General features: G+C 68.6%; 19 protein-coding genes. All 19 read right to left on the bottom strand.

Features of this window, described 5'->3' with window-relative positions; all coding sequences use genetic code 11:
- Positions 1-63 precede the first annotated feature (63 nt).
- The 19 genes from ACIGII_RS04025 to ACIGII_RS04115 all read right to left on the bottom strand — a co-directional run bounded on the left by ACIGII_RS04025 (position 64) and on the right by ACIGII_RS04115 (position 22,768).
- Positions 64-2,328 (bottom strand): methyl-accepting chemotaxis protein, encoded by a 2,265-nt coding sequence (locus tag ACIGII_RS04025; protein ID WP_399634145.1) that lies wholly within the window; start codon positions 2,326-2,328, stop codon positions 64-66.
- 227 nt (positions 2,329-2,555) lie between these two features.
- Entirely contained in the window at positions 2,556-4,922 is a 2,367-nt protein-coding gene (locus tag ACIGII_RS04030; RefSeq protein ID WP_399634143.1) for a methyl-accepting chemotaxis protein, read from the bottom strand.
- A gap of 94 nt (positions 4,923-5,016) precedes the next feature.
- Positions 5,017-5,400, bottom strand: coding sequence for a hypothetical protein (locus ACIGII_RS04035; protein ID WP_399634141.1), 384 nt, complete (start codon positions 5,398-5,400; stop codon positions 5,017-5,019).
- 109 nt (positions 5,401-5,509) lie between these two features.
- Complete coding sequence (locus ACIGII_RS04040; protein ID WP_399634139.1) at positions 5,510-6,001, bottom strand: chemotaxis protein CheW; 492 nt, start codon at positions 5,999-6,001, stop codon at positions 5,510-5,512.
- Between the two features lie 156 nt (positions 6,002-6,157).
- Positions 6,158-6,934 carry a flagellar brake protein gene (locus tag ACIGII_RS04045; RefSeq protein WP_399634137.1) on the bottom strand — a complete coding sequence of 259 codons (777 nt, stop codon included), beginning with the start codon at positions 6,932-6,934 and terminating at the stop codon, positions 6,158-6,160.
- Between the two features lie 149 nt (positions 6,935-7,083).
- On the bottom strand, positions 7,084-9,327 hold the full coding sequence (locus ACIGII_RS04050) for a methyl-accepting chemotaxis protein (protein ID WP_399634136.1): 2,244 nt from the start codon (positions 9,325-9,327) through the stop codon (positions 7,084-7,086).
- A 479-nt stretch (positions 9,328-9,806) separates the two neighbouring features.
- Entirely contained in the window at positions 9,807-11,783 is a 1,977-nt protein-coding gene (locus tag ACIGII_RS04055; RefSeq protein WP_399634134.1) for a chemotaxis protein CheA, read from the bottom strand.
- Positions 11,784-11,831: 48 nt separating this feature from the next.
- Positions 11,832-12,197, bottom strand: coding sequence for a response regulator (locus tag ACIGII_RS04060; protein ID WP_038688521.1), 366 nt, complete (start codon positions 12,195-12,197; stop codon positions 11,832-11,834).
- Complete coding sequence (locus ACIGII_RS04065) at positions 12,194-12,502, bottom strand: lipid asymmetry maintenance protein MlaB (RefSeq protein ID WP_095363812.1); 309 nt, start codon at positions 12,500-12,502, stop codon at positions 12,194-12,196. The genes ACIGII_RS04060 and ACIGII_RS04065 overlap by 4 nt, the downstream gene beginning before the upstream one ends.
- 210 nt (positions 12,503-12,712) lie before the next feature.
- On the bottom strand, positions 12,713-13,774 hold the full coding sequence (locus tag ACIGII_RS04070; RefSeq protein ID WP_399634132.1) for a chemotaxis protein CheW: 1,062 nt from the start codon (positions 13,772-13,774) through the stop codon (positions 12,713-12,715).
- A complete protein-coding gene (locus ACIGII_RS04075) occupies positions 13,771-14,553 on the bottom strand; it encodes a ParA family protein (protein WP_399634131.1) in 783 nt (260 codons plus the stop codon). The genes ACIGII_RS04070 and ACIGII_RS04075 overlap by 4 nt, the downstream gene beginning before the upstream one ends.
- 4 nt (positions 14,554-14,557) lie before the next feature.
- A complete protein-coding gene (gene motD / locus ACIGII_RS04080) occupies positions 14,558-15,556 on the bottom strand; it encodes a flagellar motor protein MotD (protein ID WP_399634129.1) in 999 nt (332 codons plus the stop codon).
- 1 nt (position 15,557) lies between these two features.
- Complete coding sequence (locus tag ACIGII_RS04085; RefSeq protein WP_399634127.1) at positions 15,558-16,298, bottom strand: flagellar motor protein; 741 nt, start codon at positions 16,296-16,298, stop codon at positions 15,558-15,560.
- A gap of 79 nt (positions 16,299-16,377) precedes the next feature.
- A complete protein-coding gene (locus tag ACIGII_RS04090) occupies positions 16,378-18,204 on the bottom strand; it encodes a chemotaxis protein CheA (protein ID WP_399634126.1) in 1,827 nt (608 codons plus the stop codon).
- 4 nt (positions 18,205-18,208) lie between these two features.
- Positions 18,209-18,823, bottom strand: a complete 615-nt coding sequence (locus tag ACIGII_RS04095; protein WP_399634124.1) for a protein phosphatase CheZ — start codon at positions 18,821-18,823, stop codon at positions 18,209-18,211.
- Positions 18,823-19,215, bottom strand: coding sequence for a chemotaxis response regulator CheY (gene cheY, locus ACIGII_RS04100; RefSeq protein WP_017357461.1), 393 nt, complete (start codon positions 19,213-19,215; stop codon positions 18,823-18,825). Before cheY ends, ACIGII_RS04095 begins: the two co-directional genes overlap by 1 nt.
- A 16-nt stretch (positions 19,216-19,231) precedes the next feature.
- Positions 19,232-19,978 (bottom strand): RNA polymerase sigma factor FliA, encoded by a 747-nt coding sequence (locus ACIGII_RS04105; RefSeq protein ID WP_399634122.1) that lies wholly within the window; start codon positions 19,976-19,978, stop codon positions 19,232-19,234.
- Positions 19,975-20,862, bottom strand: coding sequence for a MinD/ParA family protein (locus ACIGII_RS04110; protein ID WP_399634120.1), 888 nt, complete (start codon positions 20,860-20,862; stop codon positions 19,975-19,977). Before ACIGII_RS04110 ends, ACIGII_RS04105 begins: the two co-directional genes overlap by 4 nt.
- The gene (locus ACIGII_RS04115; protein WP_399634119.1) at positions 20,849-22,768 is read right to left on the bottom strand and encodes an AAA family ATPase; all 1,920 of its coding nucleotides are present in this window, start codon (positions 22,766-22,768) and stop codon (positions 20,849-20,851) included. Before ACIGII_RS04115 ends, ACIGII_RS04110 begins: the two co-directional genes overlap by 14 nt.
- Positions 22,769-22,850: the final 82 nt, after the last annotated feature.

Here is a 22,850-nt window from a genome sequence, read left to right on the forward strand (position 1 = left end):
GGGCCGGGCAGGGCCCGGCGGTGCGTCGTTCAAGCGTGCAGCTGTGCGGGATATCGCGCGTCCTCAGAATTCCTGCCAGTTGCCGTCATCGCTCGGGGTCGTGCGCGGGGCACGGGCTGCCGACGGCTTGGCTGCGGCCTTTGCGGCGGCCGCCGGCTTCACGCTGCGCAGCGGCGCTGCCGGCGCCACCCGTGCGGCCACGGCGCTGACTGCCGCAGCCACCTGGTTGTCGAGTCGGAAGATGGACACCGCGTCGGCCAGCTGGGTGGCCTGCTCTTCCATGGCGCGTGCCGCAGCCGTGGCTTCTTCCACCAGGGCGGCGTTCTGCTGGGTGGTTTCGTCCATCTGCACCACGGTCTGGTTGACCTGTTCGATGCCGGCCGACTGCTCCTGCGAGGCCGCCGAGATCTCGGCCATGATGTCGTTCACGCGCTGCACCGAGGCGACGATTTCACCCATGGTGGTGCCGGCCTGCTGGACCAGTGCCGAACCGTCGGCCACGCTGGCCACCGAGTCGTCGATCAGGCCCTTGATCTCCTTGGCCGCACCGGCCGAACGCTGGGCCAGGGTGCGTACTTCCGAGGCGACCACGGCGAAGCCGCGGCCCTGTTCGCCGGCCCGCGCCGCTTCCACGGCCGCGTTCAGGGCCAGGATGTTGGTCTGGAAAGCGATGCCGTCGATCACCGAGATGATTTCGGCGATGCGCCGGGAACTGGCTTCGATGGCACGCATGGTGGTGACGACCTGGCCGACCACCTCACCGCCCTGCGAGGCCACGCTGTGCGCGCCGATGGCCAGCTGGTTCGCCTGGCGGGCGTGTTCGGCGTTCTGGCGCACGGTGGAGGTCAGTTCCTCCATCGAGGCGGCGGTTTCTTCCAGGTTGGCGGCCTGTTGCTCGGTGCGGCGCGACAGGTCGCTGTTGCCGGTGGCGATTTCGCCGGCGGCCAGGTTGATGTTTCCGGCGGCCTGCTGGATCTGGTCGACGATCTGGGTCAACTGGGCCACGGTGGCATTGGCGTCGTCGCGCATGCTGGCGAACACGCCCTGGTAGTCGCCGTGCATGCGTGCGGTGAGGTCGCCCTCGGCGATCGCCGAGAGCAGCTGGGACAGCTTGCCCAGGTTGTCGTCGCTGACCTGCATCATCGCGTTGAGGCTGGCGATCATCTGCGCGAAGTCGTGGTCGAAGCGGTCCACGTCGCCGCGCTGGCTGAAGTCGCCGGCGGTCGCGGCCGTGCCCAGGCGCTTGATCTCGGCGTTGATGCTGGCCAGGTTGTGCTTGACGGTGTCCACGGTGGTGCTGATGGCGGCCTTTTCGCCCGGGTAGCGGGCGATATCGGCGCTGAGGTCGCCCACGGCGTAGCGCTGCACCACGGCCAGCACGTCCTGCATGGTCTGCACGTGCGCACCGACCAGGGTGTTGGTTTCGTGCACCATCAGGCCGTATTCGCCCGGGAAGGCAGTGTCGTCCATGCGGTAGCCGGTCTGGCCGGCGTCGTGCTGGCTGGCCATTTCGCGCTGCGCGCCGATCACCGCGTGCAGCTGCTGCTGCATGCGGCCCATGCTTTCGAGCAGGCGGCCCGGTTCGTCCTGGGCCTGCGGGCCGATGCGGGTATCGAGCTTGCCGTTGGCAATGCTCTGGGCCACGCCGGTGGCCTGGCGCAGCGGACCGGTGATGCGGTTGCCGATCAGCCAGCTCAGGGCCAGCACCACCAGCACCAGCGCGCCGCCGCTGGCGGCCATGATGCCGGTGAACGCGAGCGCATCGGACTGCACGTCGTCCATGTAGACGCCGCTGGTGACCACCCACTGCCACGGAGCGTACATGCCGGCGTAGGTGGCCTTTTCAATCAGGTCGTCGCCGGCGCCCGGCTTGGTGGTGGAGTAGTAGGTGAAGCCACCGCCGGTCTTGGCCATGTCCACCTGCTGCAGGTAGATCGGCACGCCGTCCTTGGAGGTGTAGTCCTTCTGCACCTTGCCGACACGCGCGGGCGCAAACGGATGCATGAGCAGGGTGTAATCGGTGGCCAGCACGTTGTAGTACGCGCTGTCGCCGTCGGCGCGCATGCTGTTCAGCGCCTCGAGCGCCGAGGCTTTGGCCGCTTCTTCGGTCAGCTCGCCGGTGGCGGCCAGGCGCTTGTAGTGGTCGAAGATGCCGTAGGTCAGTTCGACCTGGGTCTTCAACCCTTCCTTGCGCGTCTCGGCCAGATCCAGGTACTGGATGCGCGCGGCAATGATGGCCAGGGCGATCACGCCGACGGCGATCAGGGCGGTGAGCAGGTTCAACTTGCCCCGGACGGACAGGTTGGAGAAGCGACTGGAAAGATTCATGGGCGTGGGGTCTTTTCGAACGGGGGCGTACTGCGATGCCTGGAGAGCGGGCGGAGGCCGTGGCGGCCGACGTCGACAAACGTGTCGAGGCAATGCTGTTATCGGCAGGAAACGCCAGCTATTGAGGTGCGTGAGCTGAGCGGATTCAGCTTCAGACATGGAAAGGCCCCGATGCCGGGGGCATCGGGGCCTGCGTTTTCCACCGCTGCACCGTGGCGCGGCGCGGTTTAGAACTCCTGCCAGTCGCCTTCGGCGAGCTCGGCGGCCACCGCGCGGCTGGCCGGCTTGCGCGACGGTGCCGGTGCGGCGGCCGGGCGGGCAGCCGCACGCGGTGCCGATACGGCGACCGGCGCGGCAACGGCCAGGTCCTGCTCGTCGAGGCGGAAGATCGACACGGCCTCGCTGAGGTGGCCGGCCTGTTCTTCCATCGAGCGCGCCGCAGCGGTGGCTTCTTCCACCAGCGCGGCATTCTGCTGGGTGGTTTCGTCCATCTGCACCACGGTCTGGTTGACCTGCTCGATGCCGGCGGACTGTTCCTGCGAGGCGGCGGAAATCTCGGCCATGATGTCGGTCACGCGCTGCACCGAGGCGACGATCTCGCCCATGGTGGCGCCGGCCTTGTGGACCAGCGCGGAGCCGTCATTGACCTTGCTGACCGAGTCGTCGATCAGGCCCTTGATTTCCTTGGCGGCACCGGCCGAACGCTGGGCCAGGGTGCGCACTTCCGAGGCCACCACGGCGAAGCCGCGGCCCTGTTCGCCGGCACGCGCCGCTTCCACGGCCGCGTTCAGGGCCAGGATGTTGGTCTGGAAGGCGATGCCGTCGATCACCGAGATGATTTCGGCGATCTTCTTCGACGAGGTCTGGATCGCGCTCATGGTGGTGACCACCTGGCCGACCACTTCGCCGCCCTGCGAGGCAACGGTGTGCGCGCCGATCGCCAGCTGGTTGGCCTGGCGGGCGTGTTCGGCGTTCTGGCGCACGGTGGAGGTCAGTTCCTCCATCGAGGCCGCGGTTTCTTCCAGGTTGGCAGCCTGCTGTTCGGTGCGGCGCGAGAGGTCGCTGTTGCCGGTGGCGATTTCGCTGGCGGCCGAGCTGATGGCCTGGCTGGACTGCTTGATGCGGGTGACGATGCCGGTGAGCTGTTCGGCGGTGGCGTTGGCGTCGTCACGCATGGTGGCGAACACGCCGTCGAACTCGCCGTGCATGCGCACGGTCAGGTCGCCCTGCGACAGCGCGGTGAGCAGGCCGGAGATCTGCTCGATGCTGGACGCGTTGGCGTCGAGCAGGCCGTTGATCTGCTGGGCCAGCTGCAGGAAGAAGCCGTCCTTGCCTTCGGCGGCGATGCGGCCGGAGAGGTCGCCGGCGGCGGCCTGGGCGATGACGCGGGCCACTTCGGCTTCGACCAGCGCTTCGGGTGTGCGGTCACGCCATTCGACGACGTGGCCGACGCTCTCGCCGTCCTCGTTGCGGATGGTCGACACGACCTGGGCGAACTGGGCATCGCCGAACTGCATGGCACGTCGGGCCACGCCGTGCTGCTTGAGGTTGGCCAGCAGGGTCGGGTCCATCTCGCCGCGGTGTTCCAGCACGGTCAGCGGGCGCCCGACGAGCGTGGTGGTGGCGTCGAAGTCGGGCAGCTGCTTGCGCAGTTCGTCCTGGTACTGGGACAGGGTCTGCTCCAACGCGCGGTTGGCATAGACGATGTTGAGGTGGTTGTCGGTGAGGTACACGCCGGTGGAGCTGTAGTCCAGCGCGGTGCGGATGCGCAGGTTCTCGCGGGCCACGGCCTGTTCGGTCTCGGTGCGTTCGCGCAGGTCGCGCTGCATGCGCTGCATGGCCTGCATCAGGTCGCCGACTTCATCCTTGCGGGTGACGTCGATATGGCCGTCGAGCTTGCCGCTGGCAACTTCGTTGGACACCGAGACCGCGCCGCGGACGGCACCGACCAGCGAGCGGGCGAACAGGTAGACCAGCACCAGGCCGAGCGCGGCACCGCCGAGCAGGGCGATGACGGTCAGCGTGGCCGAGGTGGCGTAGGTGCTTTCAGCCTCTTCGCGCGAGGCGCGGGCAAGGCGGTTGTCTTCGGCAATCAGGGTTTCGAGCGCGGTCGATGCCTTGAGATGCTTGGTGCGGGTTTCACCAACGAAGGTGTCGATGGCGTCGTCGGGCAGGTCCAGCTCGAGCATTTCGCTGACCGCGTCGTAGGAGGCGAGCGAGTCGTTCCAGTCCTTGGCGAAGGCGTCGAACAGCTTCTTCTGCTGGGGGCTGTCGATCAGGTCGGGGTACTTCTTGATCGACGCGGCGATCTTGCCGCGCAGGTCGGCGGCGCGGGTCTTGGCTTCGGCCTTGACGTCGTCGCTGGCGCGGATCAGGCCCTGGTAGGCCGAGTTGCGGTATTCACCGAGCATGCCACGCATTTCGCCGGCCATGCGGATGCTTTCCATCCGGTTGCCGGCCAGTTCGGTGGTCACGTTGTTGAGGGAGTGCAGGCCACGGTAGGCGACCACGCCCTGCAGCAGCATCACCAGCAGGATGACGCCGAACGTCAGCATCAACTTCGGCATCAGTTTGAGATTCTTGATCCATTGCATGGTGGTGCACTCTCCGGTGGCAGACGCGTCCGGGCAGCAGGCCCGGTTGCAACGACCACGCCGGCGCGGGCCGGCGTGGCAGGGCATGGGGCGGTTACTTGATGTTGGCGAGCTTCAGGCCGGCCGGCGAGCTGACTTCGATTTCAGCGCGCGAGGCGTCGCGGGCGATCTTGCCGATCACGCACACGGTCTTGCCTTCCAGCGTTTCCAGCGGGAAGTTGAACTTGCCGCGGTTGGCGCCGGCGATGCGGGCCGAGAAGGTGTGGCGCGGGAAGGCGCCGCCCATGTACAGGAAGGTCGGCTGGCCTTCGGAGCCTTCGGCGTAGCGGGCCTTTTCGACCTTGCCGCAGACCATGCCGTCCTTGCCGACGGCGCGCGGCGCCAGCTCCGGCGGGATCATTTCGGCGGACTGGGCGAAGGCGGAGGAAGTGGCCGTGGCGAGGACGGCGATCGACAGCAGGGTGGGCAGGGTCTTCATCGGGAGGTTCTCCGGGGGATATGGATAAATCCAGCTATCGGCCGTTGGCGACAGAACTGAAGGATTTTGTTGAATGAAAATCGATCCTGGCGTGCGCGGTGGGCGCGGATCAGGCGGCGGCGTCTTCGACGGCGGCGGCCTGGCCCATGTCGGCGCTGTCCAGCAGGGTTTCGATATCCAGCAGGATCAGCATGCGGTCGTCCTGGGTGCCGATGCCGGAGATGAAGCGGGTATCGACGGCGGCGCCGAATTCGGGGGTGGGGCGGATCTGGTCCGCATTGAGCGGGATGACGTCGGAGACGCTGTCGACGACGATGCCGACCACGCGGTTGTCGACGTTGAGCACGATCATCACGGTGAAGGCGTCGTAGCGGGCTTCGTCCAGGCGCAGCTTCAGGCGCAGGTCGATGACCGGGACGATGGTGCCGCGCAGGTTGATCACGCCCTTGATGTAGTCCGGGGCATCGGGAACGCGGGTGACCGAGTCATAGCCGCGGATTTCCTGGACCTTGAGGATGTCCACGCCGTAGTGCTCGGCGCCGAGGGTGAAGCTGAGGTACTCGCCGCCGCTGCTGGCGGCGTTGGGGTTGCTGTCGTTCATGGAAGGAATCCTGGGTCGGGCGTGGCGGTCGGAAAACCGGGGCGTCACGCTGGATATCGGCCTGGGATGCTGCGACTTTAGCGGGTGTCGCGAAAGGCAGCCGACCAACGGTCGGCGCTACCGGGACCTCGCCGCCCTGCGTCCGAAGCCCCGGGTTCAATCGCCGTTCTTGCGGGCGCTGCGCTGGCGGTCGATGCGGAAGATGTAGCGCTGGATGGCGCTGTCGCCGCCGCGGGGCAGGCCGTCGAAGCGCATGCCGATGCGCTTGGTCTCCACGCCATTGGGCAGCTTGAGGGCGAGCTGGTTGCAGACGATCAGCGAAATCTGCAGCGGCCCGGTGTCGGGCATGTCCAGGCGGGCGTCGTAACGCTTCTGGATGGAGAACACGTTGCAGTCCACCGGCACGGTCACCGCCAGGCCGCCGCCGCTGATGTCGACCACGCGCAGGTGCAGGGCCTCGCTGCGGTCTTCGTTGATCGGGAACACCAGGTGCGGGGAGTCGGTGACCGGTGTTTCCAGCCGGTACAGCTCGCGGCGCTGCAGGTGCACCAGTTCGGTGGGGAAGGGGACGCGGAAGGCCACATGGCCGTAGCCGCCGGTGCGCTCCAGGTGGTCCAGTCGGAACCGCACCATCACCCGGTCCAGCTGTGCGAAGCAGAGCAGGTGGCCGGCGTCTTCGGCCGCGCGGTTGGAGCTCTCCGAGGGGCTGCCGTCCAGCAGCAGGTAGTCCTCGTCCTCGTCCAGCTCCAGGATCGCGCTCGGGAAGGACTGGTCGCGGCCACCGAGGTGTGCGGTAAGCAGCGAGCGCTGGTCGATCAACGCCTGCAGCAGCTGGCGGATCTGCCGGGGATTGCGGACCAGGTAACGATCGTCCGTGCCGTCATCGTGGCCGGCATGGGACGCGTCGTGGGTTTCAAGGCTGCCTTCGGACATGGACTCTGCTGCATTGGGCGGGTACGGATGTCGTGCGAAATCCGGTCTCTGTCCGTTTATCGGCAGCGGTTCACAATAATGTAGGGGAAATCTGTGTAAACGCAGACACCCCGCCGAAGCGGGGTGTCCAAGGGCTGCAACCGGCAGGATCAGAACTCCTGCCAGTCGCCTTCGCCGGCCAGCGCCGGCTCGCGGACCGCCGGGCGGCGCACCGGTGCCGCGGCGCTGCGCGGGCGCGGCGGTGCCGGGCGGGCGCCGGGCGTGGCTGTGGCTGCGGCTGCAGGCGCGGCCACGGCCTGGCCGTCCAGCTTGAACAGCGCCACCGCGTCGGTGAGTTGGCCGGCCTGCTCTTCCATCGAGCGCGCCGCGGCGGTGGCTTCCTCCACCAGCGCGGCATTCTGCTGGGTGGTTTCGTCCATCTGCATCACGGTCTGGTTGACCTGCTCGATGCCGGCCGACTGTTCCTGCGAGGCCGCCGAGATCTCGGCCATGATGTCGGTTACCCGCTGCACCGAGGCCACGATCTCGCCCATGGTGGCGCCGGCCTGGTTGACCAGCGCCGAACCTTCGGCGACCTTGCCGACCGATTCGTCGATCAGCCCCTTGATCTCCTTGGCCGCACTGGCCGAGCGCTGCGCCAGGGTCCGCACTTCCGAGGCGACCACCGCGAAGCCGCGGCCCTGTTCGCCGGCGCGCGCCGCTTCCACCGCCGCGTTCAGCGCCAGGATGTTGGTCTGGAACGCGATACCGTCGATCACCGTGATGATGTCGGCGATGCGGCGCGAAGACGCGTCGATCTCGTGCATGGTGGTGACCACCTTGCCGACCACCTCACCGCCCTGCGACGCCACCGAGTGCGCGCCGATCGCCAGCTGGTTGGCCTGGCGCGCGTGTTCGGCATTCTGGCGCACGGTGGAGGTCAGCTCCTCCATCGAGGCGGCGGTTTCTTCCAGGTTGGCGGCCTGCTGCTCGGTACGGCGCGACAGGTCGTTGTTGCCCGAGGCGATCTCGCCGGCGGCCGTGCTGATGCTGCCCGAGGCATGCTGGATGCGGCTGACGATCCGGGTCAGCTGCGCCACGGTGGTATTGGCGTCGTCGCGCATGCTGGCGAACACGCCGTGGAACTGGCCCTGCATGCGGGCGGTGAGGTCGCCGTTGGCAATGGCCTGCAGCAGGTGCGACAACTGCGAGAGGTTGCCGTCGGCCACGTCCATCATGGTGTTGAGGTGCTCGATCATCACCCGGAAGTCGTGGTCGAAGCGCTGCGCGTCGCCGCGCTGGCTGAAGTCGCCGGCGGCGGCGGCCTGGGCCAGGCCCTGGATCTGGGTGTTGATCGCCAGCAGGCTGGCCTTGGCCGCGTCCATCGATTCGTGCAGGATCGCGCGGGTGCCGGGCAGGCGGCGCGCGTCCTTTGACAGGTCGCCGGCCGCGTACTGGTTGAGCACGTTGATGGCGTCCTTGATCGAGTCCAGGTGCTCGAAGATGACCGTGTTGACGCCCACCGCGAGCTGACCGTACACCCCGGGGAAGTCTTCCGGGATGCGGTGGCTGATGTCCGGGCCGGCGTGCATTTCCACCATCTGCTGGGTTTCGCTGGAATAGCGGCGCAGCATCAGGGTCATGTCGCGGGTCGCGGCGAGCATGCGCCCGGCCTCGTCGGCGGTGGTGCTGGTGGGGATGTTCACTGACAGGTCGCCACGGGCCACCGCCTGGATGGCCTGCATGGCCTGGCGGATCGGCCGGGTCACCGCGCGCGAGATGACAACGCCCATCGCCACCGCGAGCAGCGACAGCAGCACGATGCTGGTGATGATGGCGACCACGCTGCTGCGGTGGGTGGCATTGGCGTCGGCGATCTTGGCCTGCATCAGGCTGCTGCTGAAGGCGCCGAGTTCCTTGAGGTCGTCGAACATCTTGCGCCGCGCCGGACGCGACTTTTCGTCGGAGATCTGCTGGGCCAGCGCGCCATCGCCGGCGGCAACGGCCGCGCGCATGTCGGTGTTGGCGGCGAAGTAGGCCTCCAGGTCGGCGGCGACCCTGGCGTACAGGGCTTTTTCCTTCTCGCCAGCCGGCAGCGCGGCGTAGGCGCCGAGCTCGTCACGCACGGTCTTGGCGGTGGCATCCATGCGCTTGTTGTAATCAGCGACTTTGTCTGCCTGGTCCAGCATGGTCAGCTGGGCCAGTTCGAAGGTGCGGAATTCGCCCAGCTGCGCGCGGACTTCGCCCAGATGCTGCACGGACGGGATGTCGTTGCTCGCCATCTCGGCAAGCTCGGCGTTGACGCTGTTGAGCCGGACCAGGGCGAAGACGCCCAGCGCGACCGTCATCAGGGTGGTGAGGGCGAACCCGACCGCGAGTTTGCGGCTGATGGGCAGATCATGGAACCACTTCATGCGGGGAACTCCGGGCAGGGCAGGGACGCACAGCCGTGGGAACGCTGGGCGGGAGGGCAAAGGGCGAAAAGCGGCGAAGCGGCAGGGCGTCAAGCAGGCGATGAATGTCTCTTCGCTATTGCGGATAACGGCGGCGCGCGTCGGTTTCTTGAGTGCGCGATGTCACATTTTTTCGTGGTCCGCGCCGTGGCGCGGGTTGCGGTCGATGGTTGCGAAAGCAAGCAATACCAACGGGTTTGCCGTGCGGTGGCGAATGGCCCACCAATACGCGGCCGTATCGGGCCCGACCGACGTCACGGTTTTCCGTGGGCCGGACACCGCGCGCAGCGCGGCCCAAGCGTCCGAAGCCCACACGGGTACGGTTGCCGTCGTGGGTCCAACGTTCAGGGCAGACCGAAGCCGCCCAGCAGGCGTCCCGAACAAAAAAAACGCCCCCGTCACCAGACGGGGGCGTTTCGAGCGGGCAGCGCCCCAGGGCGTTACGCCGCCTGCGGCACCCGCAGCGAGCGCACCAGGCCGCCGATGTCCACGATCAGTGCGACGCGACCGTCGCCGAGGATGGTGGCACCGGACACGCCACCGATACGCCGGTAGTTGTTCTCGATGTTCTTCACCACCACCTGCTGCTGGCCGACCAGTTCGTCCACTTCCAGCGCGATCTTCTGCCCGTCGCCTTCGACCACCACCACCAGCGAGTCGTCGCTGGTGCGCCGCCCGTAGCCGTAGTACTCGCTCAGCGAGAGGATCGGCAGGTACTCGCCACGCACGCGCAGCACGCGGCCTTCGCCGGCCATCGAACGCACGTCTTCGGCCTGCGGCTGCAGCGCTTCGAGCACGTAGGCCAGCGGCAGGATCAGGGTTTCACCGGCCACCGAGACGGTCATGCCGTCGAGGATGGCCAGGGTCAGCGGCAGGCGGATCAGCACGCGGGTGCCGTTGCCGGCCCGGCTTTCCAGCTGCACTTCGCCGCCCAGCGCCTGGATGTTGCGGCGGACCACGTCCATGCCCACGCCACGCCCGGAGAGGTCGGTGACGGCGTCGGCGGTGGAGAAGCCGGGCTGGAAGATCAGGTCCCAGACCTGCGCGTCGGTGGGGTTGTCCGGCACGCTCAGGCCGCGCTCCAGCGCCTTGGCCAGGATCTTGTCGCGGTTCAGGCCACGGCCGTCGTCGCTGACTTCGATCACGATATGCCCGCCCTGGTGCGAAGCGGCCAGGGTGATGGTGCCGGTTTCGTCCTTGCCGGCGTCACGGCGGACGTCGGGCATTTCCAGGCCGTGGTCGATCGAGTTGCGCACCAGGTGGACCAGCGGGTCGGCGATCTTTTCGATCAGCCCCTTGTCCAGTTCGGTACCTTCGCCGACGGTGCGCAGGCGCACCTGCTTGCCCAGGCGCGAGGAGAGGTCGCGGACCAGGCGCGGGAAGCGGCGGAACACCGCGTCCACTGGCAGCATGCGCACGCCGATCACCGCTTCCTGCAGGTCTCGGGTGTTGCGCTCGAGCAGGTCCAGGCCGGCGAACAGCTGTTCGGCGTGGACCGGGTCCAGGGCGTTGGAGACCTGCTTGAGCATGGCCTGGGTGATGACCAGTTCGCCGACCAGGTTGATCAGCGCGTCGACCTTTTCCACGGCCACGCGGATGGAGGATTCCGCTTCCTGGGCAGCCGGGGCGCTGGCGGGCGCGGGCGCGGCGGCGACCGGCGCGACCACCGCGGCAGGCGCTGCCACCGGCGCGCTGGTGGCCAGGCTGGGCGGCGCGGCCGGACGGATGTCCAGTTCGCAGTCGTCCACGACCCAGGCGAAGGTGTCTTCGATCTTGCTGCGCGGCACCTTGCCGACCAGGCCCAGGTCCCAGGCCAGGTGCGCTTCGAGCGGATCGAGCTGGTCGAAGCCGGGCAGCCGCTCCAGGCGTGCGGCGACCTGCAGCGAACCCAGGTGTTCGAGTTCGCGGATGATGCGCAGCGGGTCGTTGCCGCTCATGAACAGCGACGGCGCCGGCACGAAGCCGATCTGCCACGCTTCGGGGGTGTCGTCGACCTTGGCGGCGGCCGGTGCCGCAGTGGCAGCGGCCTGGCCGGACAGCACCGCTTCCAGGCGCGCCTTGATCGCGGACACCGCCTGCGGGTCGGCCGGCTGGCCGTGTTCGGCTTCGCGCAGCAGCGCGCGCAGCACGTCCACCGAGGACAGCATCGCATCCACCGCGGCCGCTTCCAGGGCGCGCTTGCCGGCACGCAGCTCATCCAGCAGCGTTTCCAGCACATGGGTCAGGCCGGCGATGGCGTCGAAGCCGAACGTGCCGGCGCCGCCCTTGATCGAGTGCGCGGCGCGGAACACCGAGTTGATGATTTCCGGATCCTGCTGGCCCGATTCCAGTGCCAGCAAGCCGGCTTCCATGGCGTCCAGGCCCTCGCGGCTTTCCTCGAAGAAGGTGGCGTGGAAGCGTTGCAGGTCCATGCTCATGGCAGTTCGGGTCCGGTTACCAAAGGGGAAGGGGGGGGCGGGGCAGGATCAGCCCAGGACTTTCTGGACGGTGGCGACCAGCTGTTCCGGGTTGAACGGCTTGACCAGCCAGCCGGTGGCGCCGGCGGCCTTGCCTTCGGACTTCTTGTCGGCGGCCGACTCGGTGGTCAGCATCAGCATCGGGGTGAACTTGTAGTCCGGCAGTTGGCGCAGCTCGCGGATCAGCGAGATGCCGTCCATGTTCGGCATGTTGACGTCGGTGACCACCGCGTTGAAGCGCTGGCCCTTGGCGCGGCCCAGCGCGACCGCGCCGTCTTCGGCTTCCTCGACGGAAAAGCCAGCCGAAGTGAGGGCGAAGGAAACCATCTGGCGCATCGACGCCGAATCGTCCACCACCAAGATACGTGCGCTCATGCCGCGTTCTCCACAGATTTCAGGTTGTCATGGGTTGCATCCAGGCCCAGGGCCTGGGTGACGCCGAGCAGTCGCGCGGCGTCGCGGAAGGTGGCGGTGCAGCCGTCGAATGCGGTCGGGTGGCCGGCCTGGCGGCGGGCCTCGACGAAAGCACACAGGACCTGCACCGACGCGGTATGGATACGGCCGACCTGGCTGGCGTCCAGCGTCAGGTCGCCGCCCTGGTCCACCAAGGGGGCCAGGCGTGTTTTGAGCTCGGTGCTGGTCTCGATACCGAGATCATCACCCAGGGCCACAGTGCTCATCGTTGCTCCGGACAAACGGTTCCTAGGTCAATAACGGCGCAAGTTCCGAAACCTTTAGGGCGGGGTTGTTCCGGGATCGCTTCGCGCCGCGTGGGACACGCATGGCGTGTCGCTATGCATTTCCGGCCATGCACGCGATGCCGGACACAGCTGCGCTCAGCCTTGCGTAGCGACACGCCATGCGTGTCCCACGCACGGCCGGCGACATTCCTAATTCAACAGCTGCGTGGCATCCAGCAGGATCATCGGCTGCGCCGTGACCCGCGCCACGCCGCGGAACAGGTCGTTGGAGATCTGGCAGATGCGGGCGGTGTCGGGCGGTTCGATCTGCGAATCGGTCAGGTTGGCCACGTCCTCCACGGCCGACACGCGCAGGCCCATGGTTTCGCCGTTCTCTTCCAGCACCACGATGCGCGTGTTGGCGTCGTCCTGGGCCGGACCGGTGCCCAGGTGGATGCCCAGGTCCATCACCGGGACCACCTGGCCGCGAAGGTTCATGATGCCCAGCATCGCCGAGGCGGTGCCGCGCAGCGGCAGCAGCGGCACCGGCAGCACCACTTCCTGCACCTTCAGCAGCTCCAGTGCATAGGCCTGGGCGCCGCAGCGCAGGCGCAGCCAGCGCGAGGCGCGCTCGCTGGCGCGGCGGTCGCTGCGCGGGCTGGACGCGGGGTTGCGGGCCTGGGCCTGCAGTTCCTGCCAGCTGCTGGGGCGGCCGGACGGTGCCGGCGTCGTCGGCGCCGGGGCGCTGCGCGCAACCGGCGTGGGCACCACCGGCGCTGGCGCGGCAGCCGGGGCGGTCACCGGTGCGGCGACGCGGACCGGCTCGGCGGCCACGGCGGCGGCCGGGCTGGCCGCGACAGGCGCGCTGGCGAGCAGCTGCTCGGCGGGAAGGTCGTCCCAGCTCGGGCGCGGGGCGTCGTCGACCGGGCCCAGGGCGGGGTCGTTGAGGAGTTCGTCAAGCAGTGCCAGGTTGGCGGGCGCACCCGGCGAGGTGGGGGTGTCAAACGCGGCGGCCGCAGACGGCGTGGCCACCGGACCCAATGCAGGATCGTTGAGCAGCTCATCCAGCAGCGCCAGGTGGTCCGGTGCACCCGGTGAGGTGGGGGTGTCGAAACCGGGGGGTGCCGGGGCGGCGGCAAACTCGGCCCGGATGGCGTCGGCAACACCGGTGCCGTCGTCCTCGTCGGCACGGGCGGCCACGACCGGCGCCTCCGGCACGGCGTCGCCCAGCAGTTCCACCAGATAGTCGTCCAGTACGCCGGTGCTGCTCATGCCGCGCGCTCCATCTGTTGGGCATCGTCAGCCAGGATCCACTCCAGCGCGCGGCGGTAGGCCAGCAGACCCCGGCCCGGATAGTCATCCGAGGTCAGTGGAACGGTCAGGCTGGCGGCATTGCAGATGCGGGTGTCGACCGGAATCGCGTCTTCCCAGACCCGCTGGCCATGGCGGTCCTGCATCAGTTTGAGCGTTTCGTTGCCGGCGCGGGTGCGACGGTCGAACAGGGTCGGCAGGATCGACATCGGCAGCGGGCGACGGCGCGAACGCTCGACCATCTCTCCGGTGCGGACCATGCCGTCCAGCCCGTGCAGCGCCAGCGGCTCGGCCTGGGTCGGGATGATCAGGCGGTCGGCCGCGGCCAGCGCGTTGATCATCAGCAGGCCCAGGGTCGGCGCACAGTCGAGCAGGATGTAGTCATGCTGGCCCTGGTGACGGGCCATGGCGTTCTGCAGCGCCAGGCCGAGTCCGGGCTGGTTGGCGCTGCGCCGCTCCAGCGTGGCCAGCGCCGCCTGCGCGCAGATGTAATCCAGGCCCGGCACGGCGCTGCGGTGGGCAAGCGCGCCCAGCTCCGCCGGCGGGGTGCCGAACAGTTCCAGCACGCCGGCCGGCGGCGGGTCCAGCGGAACGTTGAACGCGCGGGTCAGCGACGAATGCGGGTCCAGGTCGATCAGCAGGACGCGGTGGCCCAGCGTGGCCAGGCCGCGGCCCAGCGCGAGGGTCGTGGTGGTCTTGCCCACGCCGCCTTTCTGGTTGGCGATTGCCCAGATACGCATCGGTTCACTCCTTCATTGCAGGGGGGACGGCGGCGCCAACACGGCTGCCGGCCGGCACCGGTGGCAGCTGCACCGGGGCGAGGGGGGAAACAGGGGCAGGTGCGGCCGGCGCCGGCGCCGGTGCGGCGCTGGTTTCGGCGGTGAGCTGCGGGCCCAACGGATCCGCGCCCTGCGCGGTGTCGGCCAGGATGATCACCATGACCCGGCGATTGCGGTTGCGGCCCTGGGCGCTGGCATTGTCCTCGCGTGGGCGGAACTGGCCATAGCCGACCATCGCCAGTCGTGCCGGCTGCACGCCCTGGTCGGCGAACAGGTGCACCACGCTGGCAGCGCGCGCGGCCGACAGTTCCCAGTTCGACGGGAACTGCGCGGTGGCGATCGGCACGTCGTCGGTGTGGCCTTCCACGCGCACCCCGTTGGGGGCGTCGTGCAGCACCTGGGCCAGCGAGGCCAGGGTGCTCCTGGCCTGCAGGTCCAGGGTGGCCGAGCCGGTGGCGAACAGGATGTCGCTGTTGATTTCCACTTCGATCCACAGCTCGGTGCGGCGCACGCTGATCATGCCGCGATCGATCAGCGGTGCCAGGGTGGCGGTGAGGCGGTCGGCGATGCCGTTGAGCTGGCGTTCGGCGCGCTGCAGCTGTTCCTGGTTGTGCACCGACACCGGCATGCGCATCTGCGAGGCCATGGCCGGCAGCAGGGTGGGGTCGTTGCTGGGCGACGGCGCCGAGGGCCCGACCCGATTGCCGGCCTTGATGACCGACGGGCTGTCCCAGCCGCCGCCCTGCACCTGCTGGTTGCCGACCTGCACCGGGTTGATGGTGCGCGGCGCGCCGCCGAAGGCGGTGGTCAGTGCGTCGGCCATGACCCGGTACTTGCCTTCGTTGAGCGAGGAAATGGCGTACATCACCACGAAGAAGGCAAGCAGCAGCGTCATCAGGTCGGCGTAGGGGATCGCCCAGGCCTCGTGGTTGGCATGCTCTTCGTGGGCTTTCCGGCGGGCCATGTCAGTGCAGGAACCCGGACAGGTTGGTTTCGATGTTGCGCGGATTCTCGCCCTGCGCGATCGAGATCAGGCCTTCGATGATCATCTCGCGGTCGCGGCTGTTGTGATGGATCACGCTCTTGAGCTTGGCCGACACCGGCAGGAACAGCAGGTTGGCCGAGGCGATGCCATAGATGGTGGCGGTGAACGCGGCGGCGATGCCGTGGCCGAGCTTGCTGGGATCGGCCAGGTTCTTCATTACCGCGATCAGGCCCAGCACCGCGCCGATGATGCCCAGGGTGGGTGCATAGATGCCCATGCCTTCGAACACCTTGGACGCGGCCAGGTCCTTGCTTTCCTGGCTGCTCAGTTCGATTTCCAGCATGTGCCGGATGGTTTCCGGTTCCACGCCGTCGACCAGCAGCTGCAGGCCCTTGCGCAGGAACGGATCGTCCTGGGCATCGACCTGCGTTTCCAGGCCCAGCAGGCCCTGGCGGCGGGCGATGTTGCTCCATTCCACGATCTGGCGGATCAGCTCGGCGCGGTCGCTGCTGGGCGGACGCACGATCCAGCGCACGATCCTGAAGGCATGTTTGAACACCGCCGGGGAGGTGTGCAGCAGGATCGCGGCCAACGTGCCGACGATGACGATGACGAACGCGGCCGGGGACCACAGCGACGCCAGCCCGGCACCCTTGAGGATGCTGCCGCCGACCAGCGAGGCCAGGGCGAGGAAAAGTCCGATGAGGCTGAGTCTGTCCATTGTTCCGTTATCGGCGCGCGTGAAGGGGTCTTGAGGTGGGGGTGGGTCGGTGGTTCAGCCACGCAGGGCGTGGCTCTACTCAGCGCAGACCATCCACGTCGAGGATCAGCGACATGCGGCCGTCGCCGATCAGGGTGGCGCCGGCATAGCCGCGCAGGCCGCGCAGGGCCTTGGGCAGCGGTTTGATCACCACTTCCTCGCGACCGCGGACCTGGTCCACCACCAGCCCGAAGCGCGCCTCGCCGGCCTGCAGCACCACGATGGTGAGCAGCGAGGAGGCGGCCGGTTCCACGTCCAGCCAATGGCGCAGGTCGACCAGCGGCAGGGTGTGCGAGCGGCGGTCCAGCACGGCGCGGCCGTCGAACCAGCCCAGCGAGGTGTTCGGTGCGTGCAGCACTTCCATCACGCGTGCCAGCGGCAGCGCGTAGATGTCTTCGCCGGCCTGCACCAGCAGGGTCGGCAGGATCGCCAGGGTCAGCGGCACCCGGATCAGGAAACGGCTGCCCCGGCCCAGCTCGGACTGGATCTGGATCTGTCCGCTCAGCTCGCGGATGCGCGACTGCACCACGTCCATGCCGACGCCGCGGCCGGAAATGTCGGTGACTTCCTGCTTGGTCGAAAAACCGGGCAGGAACACCAGGTGCAGGCACTCCTCGCTGCTCAGCCGGGCGGCGGCTTCGGGGTCGATCAGGCCCTTTTCACGCGCCTTGGCGCGCAGCCGTTCCGGGTCGATGCCGGCACCGTCGTCCTGCACTTCAATGCTGACGTAGTCGCCTTCCTGCTGCGCCGACAGGCGTACGTTGCCGCTGCGGGTCTTTCCCTGCGCTTCGCGCAGGTCCGGCATTTCGATGCCGTGGTCGATCGCGTTGCGCACCAGGTGCACCAGCGGGTCAGCCAGTGCTTCGACCAGGTTGCGGTCCAGTTCGGTTTCCGCGCCGACCAGTTCCAGCTCCACTTCCTTTTTCAGGTTGCGGGCCACGTCGCGGGCCACCTTGGGGAAGCGCGAGAACACCTTGCCGACCGGCTGCATGCGCGTACGCATCACCGCCGACTGCAGGCGCGCGGTGGCGATGTCCAGGGTCGACACGGCACGGTCCAGTTCTTCGTCATGCAGGCGTGCGCGCAGGGTCTTGAGCCGGTTGCGCGACAGCACCAGTTCGCCGATCAGGTTGACGATGGCGTCCAGGCGCTTGGTGTCCACGCGCACGGTGTGTTCGGCTTCAGCCACCGGCTTGCTGGCGGCGGGCTTGGCCGCTGCGGGGGCAGCCACCGCGCGCGCCGGCGCGACCGGGGCGGGTGCCGGTGCGGTCACCGCATGGGCACCGGGCGCCGCGCCGCCATGCAGCTGGTCGAGCAGTGCTTCGAATTCGTCTTCCCCGATCAGCCCGTCATCGGCCTTTTTCGTGGCGGTCACGGCGGTCGGCGCGGCGCCACCGTGCAGCGTGTCCAGCAGCGCTTCGAACTCGTCGTCGGTGATCAGGTCCGCATGGGCCGGCGCGGCGGCCGTTGCCGGCGCCGGCACGGCCGGGCCGTTGACGTCGAACTGGGCGATCAGCGCCGGTGGCGCATAGCCTGGCTCGGTACCGGCCGCGACCGAGTCCAGCATCGACTGCAGGTAGTCCAGCGACTGCTGCGCGGCGTCGAAGTGGTGCGCCTGCAGCACGGCCTGGCCGGAACGGGCCATGCCGAGGGTTTCCTCGGCGGCGTGGCACAGCTCCACCATGGCCTGGATGCCGAGGAAGCCGGCACCGCCCTTGAGGGTGTGGAAGCCGCGGAAGACCGCGTTGAGCTGGTCGCTGTCCTGGGGCGACTGCTCCAGCGACACCAGCTGTTCGCCGAGGCGATCCAGGATCTCCTGGGCCTCGAGGATGAAGTCGGCGGCAATGTCGTCTGGAACAGCACTCATGGTTTCAAAGCCCCAAATCGGAAAGCAGGTCGTCGGCGTCCACCTGCGACACCTGGTGGCGGTCCAGCCCGGTCACGGCCGGGCCTGCCAGGCCGTTGTCACGCTTGCCCGCGGCTGTCTCGGGCGGCGGCAGGCCAAGCGCGCCGAAGCCTTCGTGCACGCGGCGGACGATGCCGACCACGCGGCGGATGATCTGCCCGGTGAGATCCTGGTAGCTCTGGGTGAGCGCGATCTCGGTCAGGTTGTGGCGGATGCGGTCCAGCTGCTGGTCCTGGTCCGGGCTCAGCCCGTTGGCGCGCAGCTGCTCGGTCAGCGCCCGGCATTCTTCGGCCAGGTCCAGGGTGCGGTGGGTGGCCTGTTCGGTCATCGCCACCACGTGGTCCAGGCGCGCGCAGGCATCATCCAGCTCGCCGGCTTCGCTGGGCAGGGTGGGCAGTTCGCCCAGGGCCTGGCCCAGTTCGCGGGCAAGACGGTTCAGCCCGGCCATCATCGGCTGGGTGCGCAGCGCGGCAAGCGCGTCGATTTCCCGACGCCAACCGGCTTCGTCGCCGCCTTCCAGCGCGGCAAGGGCGTCCTGCAGGCGCTGCACCAGCGCCGATTTGTCGCGAAGGGTTTCCATCAGGCGCTCGCCGCCAGCCGTTCGAAGATCTTGCCGAGCTTTTCTTCCAGGGTCTGGGCGGTGAACGGCTTGATGATGTAGCCGTTGACGCCCGACTGGGCCGCTTCGATGATCTGTTCGCGCTTGGCTTCGGCGGTGACCATCAGGACCGGCAGGGTCTTGAGCTTGGCGTCGGCGCGGATCGCCTTGAGCAGGTCGATGCCGGTCATCACCGGCATGTTCCAGTCGGTGACCACGAAATCGAACGGCTGGCTCTGCAGCAGGGCCAGCGCGGCATGCCCGTCCTCGGCTTCGGCCGTATTGGTGAAGCCCAGATCGCCCAGCAGGTTCTTGACGATACGACGCATGGTCGAGAAATCGTCGACGATCAGGATACGCATGTTCTTGTTCAAAGCACTTTCCTCGGTATCAGTTGTTCTCGAGGCCGGCGTCGGCCGCCTCGAAGATCTTCAATCGCCCACGCAGGCGCAGTACGGCCTGGCCATGGATCTGGCAGACGCGCGACTCGCTGACCCCGAGCACCGCGCCGATCTCTTTCAGGTTCAGTTCCTGCTCGTAGTACAGCGACAGCACCAGCTGTTCGCGCTCGGGCAGCAGGCCGATCGCATGGCCCAGTTCGCGGCCGAACTCGCCGCGTTCCAGCACCTGCTGCGGGGTCGGGCCGCCCTGGGCCACGGTGTCCAGTTCGCCCTGGTCTTCGATGCGCGATTCCAGGCTCAGCACCTGGCCGCGCGCGGCGTCTTCCATCAGGCGCAGGTAGTCCGGCAGCGGCATGTCCATCGCCGCGGCCACCTCGGTGGCGCTGGCGGCGCGGCCGGTGGTCTGTTCCAGGCGGCGGATGGTGGAGGCGGCATCGCGGGCACGGCGGTGCACCGAGCGCGGCACCCAGTCGCCCCGGCGGATCTCGTCGATCATCGAACCGCGGATGCGGATCGAGGCGTAGGTCTCGAACGAGGCGCCCTGGTCGGCGTCGTAGCTGCGCGAGGCCTCGATCAGGCCCATCATGCCGGCCTGGATCAGGTCATCGACTTCGACACTGGCCGGCAGGCGCGCGGCCAGGTGGTGGGCAATGCGCCGGACCAGGTCCGAGTGCTGGGCGATGCACTCGTTGGCGGCGGCGCGCTGCACCTCCTTGTATTGTGCGGCGCCTTTCATGCGGCCACCCCGCGCTGCTTGAGGATGCGTTCCAGGAAGAACTCGACCCCGCCGCGTGGCTCGGTCGGGGCCTGCCAGCGCGCGGTGCGGCGGGCGATCTCGGCGATCGCCTGGGCGGCCGGGCTGGACGGGTAGGCCTTCACCACCGGCTGCTGGCGCTGCACCGACAGGCGCAGCCAGTCGTCCTGCGGTACGCAGCCGAGGTAGTTCAGCGACACGTCGGCGAGGAATTTCTCGCAGACCCGGCTGAGCTTCTCGTACAGCACACGGCCTTCGTTGGGGTCGCGGACCATGTTGGCCACCACCTGGATGCGGTCCACGCCGCGCTCGCGCGAGAGCACCTTGATCAACGCGTAGGCGTCGGTGATCGAGGCCGGTTCGTCGCAGACCACCACCACGGTGTCCTGCGCGGCCTGGCAGAAGGTCAGCACGCCGTCGGTGATGCCGGCGGCGGTGTCCACCACCATGAAGTCCAGGTCGCGCTCCAGTTCGGAGAACACGTTGACCAGGCCGACGTGTTCGGCCGGCTGCAGTTCGGCCATGTGGCGGCGGCCGGACGCGGCCGGCACCACCAGCACGCCGTTGGGGCCTTCCAGGATCACTTCGTCCAGGGTGCAGCGCCCGGCGACCAGGTCGGCCAGGGTCAGCTTGGGCTGCAGGCCCAGGATCACATCGATGTTGGCCAGGCCCAGGTCGGCGTCCAGCAGCAGGGTGCGCTTGCCCATGCCAGCCAGCGCCACGGCCAGGTTGGCCGAGACGTTGGTCTTGCCCACGCCGCCCTTGCCGCCGGTCACGGCGATGGTGCGGACCGGGCCGAGCGGCTGGCTGCGGGTGGCCGACAGCGGGAAGGTCCTGGTCAGGTTTTCATACTCACGCGACGGCATGGTTCAACTCCGGGTTGCAGGGCATATCGGCCGCGCGGCGCAAATCTTCAAGGCGAAGTACAAGATTGGCCGCACTGGCCCGGTGCAGGTCTTCGGGAACGTCCTGGCCGTCGGTCACCCAGGTGATCGGCAGGCGGTGGTCGACCGCCACCGACAGCGCGGTGCCGAAGCGGCCGGTCTCGTCCAGCTTGCTCAGCACCACGCCCTGCGGGTTGGCGGCGCTGAAGCGGCGGACCACCTCATCCATGTCGCTGAAGCTGGTGTTGGCCGGCAGCACCAGCAGGGTGCGGATCTGCCCGGCCGCACGCAGCCACTGCAGCTGGGCGGCCAGGGCACGGTCGCGCGGGCCCAGCCCGGCGGTGTCGATCAGCACCAGCTTGTAGTCCTTCAGGCGCTCCAGCAGCTGCGCCAGGTCGCTGCCACTGCTGGCTTCGTGCACCGCGATGCCAAGCTGGCGGCCGAAGCCGTACAGCTGTTCGCGGGCGCCGATCCGGGCGGTGTCGGTGGTGACCAGGGCAACGTCGCGGGCGGCATGGGCTTCGGCAAAGCGCGACGCCAGTTTGGCGATCGTGGTGGTCTTGCCGGCACCGGTGGGGCCGACCAGGGCGATCACGCCACCGGCCTCGAGCGGGTCGACCGGGGCGATCGGCAGTTTCCGGGACAGCAGGCCCAGCATCAGGCCGCGGCCACGGTGGGCTTCGGTGTCCAGCGGGATCTGCAGGGCCACGTCGCGGCAGATGCCGGCGTCGAAGCCATACTCGTCCATCAGGTCCAGCGCGGCGGCACGGACCGCCGAGCCACGCAGGCGCTCGTCGGTGAAACGGTTCATTTCGCGTTCGATGACCTGGCGCATGCCGGCCACTTCGTGACGCAGCTGGCGCAGCTCTTCATCATCGCGGACCAGGGTCAGGGCCGCCGGTGCGGCGACCACCGGCGGTGCGGGCACCGCTGCGGCCGGCGTCTCCCCCTCCGCGGCGTCTGCAACCGCGGTCGGTTCGTTGGCGGCCTGCATCGGGGGCAGCGTGGCCGCTGCCACGATCGGGGCAGCAGGCGCGACGGTGACCGCGGCGGGCGGTGCAGCCTCGGCCTCCGCAAGCGGGGCGGGGGGCGCGAACACGGCCGAGTCGTCGATGGCCAGGGCGGGAGTCATCGGCGCCGGCACTACCGGCACGGTTTCCCAGAGTGGAGCCAGCGGCACATCCAGTGGGGCGCGCTGCATCTGCTGCGACGGCATCTGCGGCAGCTGCGGCGGCAGGCTGCGGCCGGCCGGAGGGTGCATGTCGAACAGCGGGGCCTCGTCCAGCGGCGGGTCGATGATGAAGCGGGCGCGGTTGACCGGGGCGGCGGGGGTGGCGCGGACCGGAGACGGTGCGTCTTCGATCATGGGCCGGGCAGCAACCGGGGCTGCCTCGTGGGCGGCGGCCTGTTCCACGTTGAACGGGGCGAAGATCTGCTCCGGGAGCGTGTCGGCACGGGTCGGCGGCACGGCGGCCCGGGCCAGGGTTGCCGCGAAACCGGCGCTGCCGCGCGGCGGCACGATTTCGTTGGCGGTATCCAGGGTGCGGCCGGTGGCACCCACCGCCGCACGGGCCAGAGCGGCCACGGCCGAGGTGGTGGCCGCCACCGGTTCCGGTGCGGTCATCGGCGCCTTGCGGCGGGTGACCGCGGCGATCACCGCATCGGCTGCGTTGCGCGGGCGCGGCGCCGGCGGCGCCGGGGCAACGTCCTTGCGTGCCGCTTCCAGTGCACGCTGCACCGCGCCTTCGTCATAGTTCGCCGCCGCTACGATCTCCACGCCTTCCTCGATCCGGCGATTGGACAGGATCACCGCATCGGGACCATGTTCCTTGCGCACCAGGTTCATGGCCGAGCGCATATCGGGAGCGACGAAGCGTTTGATTTTCATGCTGTGGTACCGGGACGGGGGCTGTGGGGTGGAAGGGAAGCGCTGGTTGTCGGTGGTCTGCACGGTCCGGGGTTCCCTTCTT

The organism is Stenotrophomonas sp. NPDC077420 (assembly GCF_044543385.1).
Classification (GTDB): domain Bacteria; phylum Pseudomonadota; class Gammaproteobacteria; order Xanthomonadales; family Xanthomonadaceae; genus Stenotrophomonas.

Coding starts and splice junctions, on each gene's coding strand:
- ACIGII_RS04025 (WP_399634145.1), bottom strand. CDS start 2,328: ATGAATCTTTCCAGTCGCTTCTCCAACCTGTCCGTCCGGGGCAAGTTG.
- ACIGII_RS04030 (WP_399634143.1), bottom strand. CDS start 4,922: ATGCAATGGATCAAGAATCTCAAACTGATGCCGAAGTTGATGCTGACG.
- ACIGII_RS04035 (WP_399634141.1), bottom strand. CDS start 5,400: ATGAAGACCCTGCCCACCCTGCTGTCGATCGCCGTCCTCGCCACGGCC.
- ACIGII_RS04040 (WP_399634139.1), bottom strand. CDS start 6,001: ATGAACGACAGCAACCCCAACGCCGCCAGCAGCGGCGGCGAGTACCTC.
- ACIGII_RS04045 (WP_399634137.1), bottom strand. CDS start 6,934: ATGTCCGAAGGCAGCCTTGAAACCCACGACGCGTCCCATGCCGGCCAC.
- ACIGII_RS04050 (WP_399634136.1), bottom strand. CDS start 9,327: ATGAAGTGGTTCCATGATCTGCCCATCAGCCGCAAACTCGCGGTCGGG.
- ACIGII_RS04055 (WP_399634134.1), bottom strand. CDS start 11,783: ATGAGCATGGACCTGCAACGCTTCCACGCCACCTTCTTCGAGGAAAGC.
- ACIGII_RS04060 (WP_038688521.1), bottom strand. CDS start 12,197: ATGAGCGCACGTATCTTGGTGGTGGACGATTCGGCGTCGATGCGCCAG.
- ACIGII_RS04065 (WP_095363812.1), bottom strand. CDS start 12,502: ATGAGCACTGTGGCCCTGGGTGATGATCTCGGTATCGAGACCAGCACC.
- ACIGII_RS04070 (WP_399634132.1), bottom strand. CDS start 13,774: ATGAGCAGCACCGGCGTACTGGACGACTATCTGGTGGAACTGCTGGGC.
- ACIGII_RS04075 (WP_399634131.1), bottom strand. CDS start 14,553: ATGCGTATCTGGGCAATCGCCAACCAGAAAGGCGGCGTGGGCAAGACC.
- motD (WP_399634129.1), bottom strand. CDS start 15,556: ATGGCCCGCCGGAAAGCCCACGAAGAGCATGCCAACCACGAGGCCTGG.
- ACIGII_RS04085 (WP_399634127.1), bottom strand. CDS start 16,298: ATGGACAGACTCAGCCTCATCGGACTTTTCCTCGCCCTGGCCTCGCTG.
- ACIGII_RS04090 (WP_399634126.1), bottom strand. CDS start 18,204: ATGAGTGCTGTTCCAGACGACATTGCCGCCGACTTCATCCTCGAGGCC.
- ACIGII_RS04095 (WP_399634124.1), bottom strand. CDS start 18,823: ATGGAAACCCTTCGCGACAAATCGGCGCTGGTGCAGCGCCTGCAGGAC.
- ACIGII_RS04105 (WP_399634122.1), bottom strand. CDS start 19,978: ATGAAAGGCGCCGCACAATACAAGGAGGTGCAGCGCGCCGCCGCCAAC.
- ACIGII_RS04110 (WP_399634120.1), bottom strand. CDS start 20,862: ATGCCGTCGCGTGAGTATGAAAACCTGACCAGGACCTTCCCGCTGTCG.
- ACIGII_RS04115 (WP_399634119.1), bottom strand. CDS start 22,768: ATGAAAATCAAACGCTTCGTCGCTCCCGATATGCGCTCGGCCATGAAC.